At 46.1% G+C, this 8,552-nt stretch carries 2 protein-coding genes; both read right to left on the minus strand.

Features of this window, described 5'->3' with window-relative positions:
• On the minus strand, window positions 1-1,750 hold a 1,750-nt coding region (locus tag ACZIYX_RS23195; protein ID WP_462684649.1), incomplete at its 3' end, for a hypothetical protein.
• A gap of 4,585 nt (window positions 1,751-6,335) precedes the next feature.
• Window positions 6,336-8,552: hypothetical protein (locus tag ACZIYX_RS23200; protein WP_462684650.1), on the minus strand; the 2,217-nt coding region annotated here is incomplete at its 5' end.

Genomic DNA, 8,552 nt, shown 5'->3' on the forward strand with positions numbered 1-8,552 from the left:
TGAAATCGCTTTCCTTGTTCTGCACTGATTGTGAGGCATTTTCGAAAAGTATTTCTTGAACATGAGCTTGTTGAGGAGCAGGGCTACGGAATACGGCCAAGTAATTTTGATTTGGGGCAACAACGTTTGCACCTTTTTGAGGCACCTTTGGAGTAGTGGCATTGCTTCCTGTAGCAGGGGCCGTGTTACGGCACTGGTTTGGCCAGTGGCTTCCTGATTGACAGTGATGGCACCAACGTTTCTTTGGGGCGCCTTGTTGGTTTGATCCCCATTTAGGTTGATTGCTCTGATTACGCTGTGGGCAGTCCCTTTGTTGATGGTTGGGGTCACCACAGGTGTAGCATGTACCTTTCTGCCGTTGACCATCTTGTTTTTGCTTGAAGCACTCGTTAGCATAATGGTTGGTACCTCCACAGTTAGTGCATTTGATCGCGGGAGTTTGACTTTTAAGTCGGCTCCAGCATCGGTCTTCGGTGTGGTTAGGTTTACCACAATATCCACAAATTGTTCTTGGTTTTCCTCCGGTGCTGGTACTTTGACCTTGTTGTGGCTTCGTACTCTTGCTTCGGCTGTATTTATTTTGACCTGAGCTTTGAGTAGTGTTCGATGGTGGATTATTTTGCTCTTCATTTGTAGCAGGGTCCTCATTCCTTTCGATCTGAAGTGCTCTGCCTTTGAGTTCCTCAAAGGTAGAGTCAAAACCCAAGTCGAGTCGAGCTCGATATTTGGCTTTGATTCCCTGGAGAAAATACTTCTTTAGAAGATTTTCTTTTTCTCCTTCTCCAATGTCCAAGGGCACGACATAGTCAACCCAACATTGAAGAAGTTGATCAAGGAATCCACGGATGGATCCTGATTGTTGGACTTCTTGCAATTTCTTGAGACCATATGCAATATTGACAGGTTGTTCAAATCTTTCGAGTAGGAAAGACACAACACTATCAAAGTTTCCCATTTCTGTTGGCTTCCAGCGTTCCTGGGTCTCCAGCGCTTGAGCGGCTGTGTCCCGGAGTTTGCTTTTAAGCAGAACCAATTTACGAATTGGATTGGTAATGTTTCGCATCGCCACTGCCTGATTGAATTTGAACAGGTAGGCTGCGAAGTTCCGATCCCCTTTGAAGTTCGGTACCTCAGTGATGTCTGGTTCAGCAATCTTGAAGATTGGACTTGTTCCTGGGGGAAATCCAAGATTGGACCATCCAGTTTGATCATGGCTTGAAGCGTATGGTCGGTCTTGATCCCCTAAGAGATGACCAGAACGTGAAACGCGTTTGTACGGCGGTCTTCGGGGGGATGGAGGGCGGTCAGTAGATCGTTGGTCATTAGACCGTAGGTCTTCTTGGCTTTCCTCTGTTCCCCAGTATTGTCGTGACTGGCGGATGAATTGATTTTGCTCGTCCGTCCGACTTGCCATTCGCTCGTCCTGTTGTGGATCGTTCGCATTTATGCGGGGTGTTGATTGGTAGTGAGCACCCCGTCGATTGAGATGTGGCTCAAAATTTACCGAATTTTGAACATTGTGAGGGGGATTCCCTTCTCGGTTGTTGTCTGGCCTCATCAGTGATGGGTTTACCCAGTTTTGGGCTTGTGGCGCATGGTCATTAGCCATATCTGGATTCCACGAGTTACCGCTGTATGGCATCGTTTCTTCCCTATATGGGCGGTTGCCCGCCGGACCATTTATGGTGCGCTGATAGTGCCGTTCAATGACCTCAACGTTTTCGTCGTGAGGGTCGTTGCTGTTAGGCATTAGCCCATGGGGGTTGTTCCCAAAGTTCGGTGGCTGAGTGGCACCGAAATGAGGCTGGTATGTTTGGCCAGATGGTGCAGATGTACCAGTATTATCGTACATCTGGTGTCCATCCCCGGTTTGGTGGGGGTGGAACATCTCACGGTTTGTTCCGGTTGTGTTGTTGTTGGGGGGTTGGCGGGGGTCACTCGGTTGATAGTGAGCCCGGTCAGCCGAAAAAGCACTCCGACTACGTGTGCCGTCACGTGTAGTGCCATTATTGTTGGCATTCTCGGTCCCAAATACGGCGCTTTGACCGCGAGGTGCTCGAGAAGGTTCCGGTTGGCTATTGGTCAGCCGGTCCCCTTGACGTCCCCGAGCGTGGTCATTAGACCGTTCCGGAGTTACATGAGGGTTTGCAGCGTCAATTTGCACCCTGATCATGTGGGGCAACTGCTGCAACACCTCTTGCATGTAAATGCGGTTCTCGTTTACGAGGTCATGCATTTGTTGCAGAGCTGGTCCAGTCTCGGCATTAGCCTGCGATTGCGTTGACCTGTGGGTCAAATCCATATTTCGTGGATTTGGCCTACGAGTTAATTGTGGGGGTTTAGGACGAAGATTACCCTGCGTATTGACCGCTGGTTCTTCCTCTGATTCACCCGAAAAACCATAAAAATCGCCACTTTGGTGTCTGTGGGTGTTTTCGGTAGTAGGTAGACCAAACGCCTGGGTGGAGGTCGAAATTGAATTTTGTGGAGCAAATTGCCCAAAAAGAGGGTTCTGGGGGTAATTTGGGTCACTGAATTCAGTGGTGGCAACCGTTTGGCGCTGCGATGTCACTGGCACCCGTGGTGGGCCATTTGTGGCACCTTTAGGTAGCGACGCTGAAACGGGCTGAAGATTTTCAGCAGTTAACCCTTTAGGGTGCGTAGTAAGGACTGGAGTATCGCCATTAGGCTGCACATTTGGACGATATCCTACCTCTGGCATCCTATCCTCACTAGCACTGGCACTTATTTGCACTTCTGACGTGGCACTGGCACCCGGTGCCTCCGTACCCTCAGTGTTATTATTGTCATTTTCGCTAATTTCATCATTTTGGTCATTATTTTGGACATTAGCCATATTATTACTGGGATTATTGTTGTTAGTAGTTCCATTGACCATATTATCGTCCTCAGTATCGGACATTTCCATTTTTATTCACTTTTTGGAAAAATTGTCTCGAAAAAATTGAAAATCCTATTTTGTGTCGATTTTCAGAAATTTTCGTTTTTGAACGAAAATTTGAGTGACGGGGGGGTCGAACCAGAACTATTTGAGTCCAGCTGTTGTTATGGCTAGTAAATATTACCGTTTTAGGTGTTGATAGCCAAAGGAATTAGAAAAATAAAAATTTTCCATCCAGCAGCACGCTGATGAAAAACTTCATTTTTGGCAAAATTGTCAATTTCTGTTATTTTGACGAAATTTTGAGTGACGGGGGGGTCGAACCAGAACTAGTTGCTTCCAGATGTTAATGTCGTTAGTAAGTATAGCCGTTTTAGGTACTGATTGTCGAAGGAATTAAAAAAATAAACATTTTTCATCCAGCAGCACGCTGATGAAAAAAGTCATTTTTTCTTAAAATTGTTAAATTCGCGTTTTCAAAGCGGATTTTTAACAATCAAATAATTATTGCGGCACTTTAGGCCACTGATGGAGGGGTTTGGTGATGAAAATCATTTAGTTCCACTATTTTATGAGTAGGATAACGAAAAATTTTGACAAAATTGTCTTTTTCGGCTGAGCAGCAGCTTGATGAAAAAATTCACTTTTTCACTATTTTCGACCAAATTTGCATTTATGCTGCATTCGGTGGGGAGACGGACGAGGAGCCATCCAGAGTTGCTTTTTAAACAACTATTATGCAGTGTCGTGTACTTCCACCACTCTATCGTCCAGTCGGAGCAGTTTGCATCAAAAATTTCGAATTTTAATCGAGCCTGAAGTCGACGTAAAAAAAATAGTTTTTGAGCGAAGCTTCGAAAGAGAAAAAAAATCTGAGCAGATGCACGGACAGAGCTGGATCGGCCGAAGTATTCGAGACTGTAGATCACGTAGAAGAGTCTAGTTTACCTGTTGTTGAAAAATTTGGCACTAGAAGATGCTTGGATGACGGTCCGTTGGATCCAGCAGCGTTTTGGAGCACTTTGTGATAGCTTTAGCTTTGCCGAGACGTGCTGAAAAAGAGCTTGTTCTAGACGATGCACCGGCAAAATTATTTTTGCTTTAGCAAGTCTTTATTAAAATGTTTATCAGTGACCAGGTTCAAATTTCAATTCGTTAACAAAATGTCATTTACTCATGCCCATTCCAAAATTAATACCCTTAGTTTTGTAATAAATGGAACGGTATAGCTGTTAGGAGATAATGCAGCGTGGTGACCATGTTAACACATTTTGTTCGTGTAGGTATGGGGGTGCCCTTTAGGGCGCAACCAGATGGGGAAGGCTTTTAAGCCGCCAAGAAGGGTTGCCATATTTAAGGCGCATCGAGTACTTCGAATCCTAGGAAAGTGGATTCAGGTTATCTCCTCGCCAACAGCTAATACCGCTCCAAATAAAACAACACAATAAAGGCACACTTTATTACAAAATTATGGGAACAGGTTATGAATGACATGGTGGAATTTTATGGCATGGAATGGCATGGAATGGCAGTTTATTGCATAAAATATCCCCCTGCTTAATTTTTACAACGATGTACTTATTTCCTTGAAATTATTTGAGCCAGATTTGTGCCTCAAATCTGCTCCTAGTTCTGTTACAAAATGTCAGAGTATTTGGCACTGCCTTTTAGGGCGCTCACGCTCACAGTGACCAAATACCAGTTAGATTACTTTAGTAAGAATTGTGCTGAGACTTACCGCTTAGTTTGCGTTTGAAAGACGAGTCTCTGACAAATACTAATCGAGTATTTATTTAATTACACTGAAATTATTAACGGTTAGTTTAGAGTTATTCGACTCGTGTCGTTTTTGACTTTTGCCTATCTTAATCTCAAGACCTATCGGCAGAATGCCTTTAGGCAGTAGCTGACGAGCAAGACGGCGAGACGGGGCTCTTCTGATGGTATTCCAAAAATTAGGAGGACAGCGGGAACCTGTCCTTGTGACGAAAAATCCCGGCGGAGGTCGTTTTTCGGCGTTTTTGGATCATTTATTAAAATAACCCGGTTTTGGGATTTTGGTCCAAAACCGGGTGGCAGAATATTTTTCGACCAAACCGAGTCCGGGGATTATTCCGAACTCGGTTTCTGATGTTTGGGTCGCGTGGGGCGGCGAGTACGGGTCCTCGGACCCTTGCTGCTTTTTGGTGCTTTTGGTGTTCTTTTTGGTCTTTTTCTTTTTCTCGTGCCATCTTGCACCTGGGCACTAGCTAGCCCATCCGCCATTGTGGGCCGCCATCTTGCTGGCCCGGTGCCAGCCCCCTTAATGATTCATACCCCCGAGGGAGGGGTATTATTTATAAGGGGTCTTAAACAAATTTATACAGCACTATTTAAGAACCCGCAAAAAGATAATCTAGGAAGCACGATTTGACCAAAGTAAGCACTTCTCACTACCATTTTATCCTTTAGGATGGCAGAAGTGCTTGTGACGCCAGCAGCAGAAGGGAGGCTATGCATATACATCATAACATCCCCCCTCCCACGAGCCGATGACGTCCCCTGGCATCGTGCCCCCCGGCAGTGACAAACATGTATGCACGGTTAAAAATGAGCAATAACATGACAAAAATATGAGCTTTGGGTTTACCCCGCGGCTCTAAAGCACCCGATGTTAAGGCTATTATGACTTTTAAAAAAAATGCAGTGCAAAAATAACATTTGAAAACATTATGCATTAGTGTTATAACGAGTGACAAAACGAGTAAAAATAACAAGTTATTTACAAGTCAAGACAAGGTAAGTACTTTAGTACGAACGATATCAAGACACAAATAAATGCATATTCCCAAAAAAAAAAATTTTACATGTGAGCTTTAGCTTGCACCTATACATTGGAATCTTCAAATGATAAGTTTTAGAAAAAATTGTTACACACTGTACAGAACGTAATTTTTTTTAGATTTTTAATGAAAATGTGGAAGCTTTAGTTCCCGCTCTGTACATGTGAGTAGTTTAGATGCTGCAATACATGTTATAACAAAAATAGCAGGATAAAATATAACAAGGCTTTAGCCAGTTATACAGTTTACTCATTACATTGGCTAAAAAAAACATTTCATTGATATCAAAAATAAAGAACTTTACATTTGTTTTTGTAGTATTTTGTGTTTTTATTAAAAATTTGCAAAAATATAACTACATTTTAATGTACACGCGACTAATTTCACAGTTTACGGAGGCAGCAAAATAATTTTTGAGGTAACATTATGCATCACATTTACAAGTTATATTACAAATTTACAAGTTGGGTTGAACCCGTCACATTAGTGTTGATTGTCATAATCGAGATTGTCAAAATTCAATGCTGATTGCCGACGTTCAGCTGATGGCATTCATGCGCCCGTGCTTTGACATCTGTCGGCGACCGATGCCTTTTAAGGCGCGAAAATGTTTACATTGCCTCCATCGGACCTTCATCGTCGGTGTCTCCACCCGTGTCGAGTCGACCGTCGTCTTTGAATTGGTCGATCTCTTCGACTTGTTTGAAGAGCGTTCCAATGCCAGTCAGCAACTGCAGAGTTGTATCATACAGCTCTTCTGCAATTGTGTCGACTTCCGGCATCGTGTCGATCCACCCGGAGAATGTACCCATCGCGGGAACATCTTGCCGAAGCAAAGTGTTCTCGAGATCTTCCCGCAGGCGCCAGTACTCCCTGTCGTGCATGTAGTGCGCGTGGGCTTGCCCCAGATACAGAGCTCTGCCAGAGAACTTGTGGTATCTCAATGACAGGGGTAGTGCCGCTTCACGAGGTAGCTTTAGCCAGAGTTTGTTTGCCGCTGCGATGATTCGTTGCTGGATGTACATCTTTAGACGGCGGTTCAGAGTCGTGATGGCGACATCGTAGTCTTCTTCGTATCGACTCACCCCGTTCACCCGCATGTACCGTTCACGAAAATAGATTTCCGTGTCCGCTAACCAGCCAATGAATCCTCGCAGATCCCAATGGTTGACGCCTCTGGTTCGATTATCAACTTCCGCCATTGCTGCGTCCACCGTAGCAGTGACCAACTCGAAGATGTTGGTTGGAAGTTGTCCAGGACTCCCGAGGCCTTCCACTGTTGTGAAATACCGGCGATGTAGTCGCAGGCGAAAGCCCCGTGGTCTATGGTTTACCATCCACTCAAAGTTGATGAACTCCCAGGTGTAAATGGGAGGAATTGACTTTTTCTTATTGGCTTTAGCCAGCGCGTTACGATCCGATACCAAGGCATACGAGTGACGCATCCCCTGAGTTTGGCGGAATCGATGCAGTTGCAACCGCTGATCCCGTTGTGCTCTGGAGTCCTTTGTATAGTCGACGTCGCGTGTCCGTAGTATCATTCCCCACTTTTCAGCCGGCGTTGGCTCGTGTGGCGGAACAGGAGAATCCGGTCTTGCCGATTCTGCCAATGACCAGACACTATTAGTCAAGCTTCGCGACCTCGCCGTGTGATATTCAGACGGTGGTGCCGAATCTTCGTCATCGTAGGTTGCTTGTGATGTACCAGGCCGTGGGCTGGTTTGTCGTGATGTTGGCGTCCCAGTGCTGTGTTCCTGGACAGGAGCACCGTATCCTGGACGATATTGTGAAGAAGCCGATGCGCTTCCTCTGCCTCGTCCACGACCTTTAGGTGGATTAATCGTGGACGGACCAGTGGTGGTTGTGTCTTTAGACAGTTCACTTGATTCATCGTCTTCCCGTGCCATTTTAGGTGGGGAAGCACCGTGTAGGAAGGGATTTATCCCGCGAGGTTGTTGACGTTCTTCAAGTCCATCCCGGTCAGGATGTTTTGGTTTGGCTTCCGGCTCCCGTGATGGTCGGTTTACCGCGACGACAACCGAGCGGACAGTGGGTAATTTCTCCGAAGAAGCGTCCTCATGTTGGGCGTTCTTCAGGTAGTCTTGACCCTTTGCCGCAGTCGATTTATCGCCTGGTGACTTTGACCGTTTACGGTGTTGTTGGTCCTTTTGTGCTGTTTCAGGACTTTGGGAATCCCGAGATCGCATGCGGGACAATGAACGATTCAATGCCCTTCGGACCGCCGTTTCTTTATCCTTGTGACCGGATTGTTCTTTTCGATCGTCTTCTTGACGCTCGCGATGACCATTTCCCGTCGCCCGCCGTTTCGAACCGGACTCGTTCGATCCGCTGCGTCGACGTATCTTGCTCGATTTTTGGGGTTTACCCCGATCGTCCTTCTTTGAATCGTGTCGACCCTTGGTTGGAGCGTCACAATGAACAGGACTTCGTGGAGAATGCTTTGGTGACGTCTCACGTCGGCGCTCCGCACGTTGTCGCTGCTCCTTTCGCTTTTCCCCAACTTGGTCTGACCGTTGTCGTTGGGCGACCGGTTTTATCTCCGCTTTCGGCGTATTACCCTCCTGATCGGTGTCGAGGAAATCCCCGGCATCATCGTTGAGATGGAGCTCATCAGGCTCCGCTATTGAATCCGGCCCTACGGGTCGAGTTCGTACCATTGCCGCAGCAACAGGTTCAGCTTTAGCCGGCGTTGAGCTCGTCGCTGATTGTTGCTGTTGAACTGTTGTTGTTGTTATTACTTGTTGCTGTTGTCGAGACGACGTCTCAGCAGACGCGCTTGGTTGAACACCCTGTGGTGCCACCTCCCG

It is taken from the genome of Aquimarina sp., from assembly GCF_977115655.1.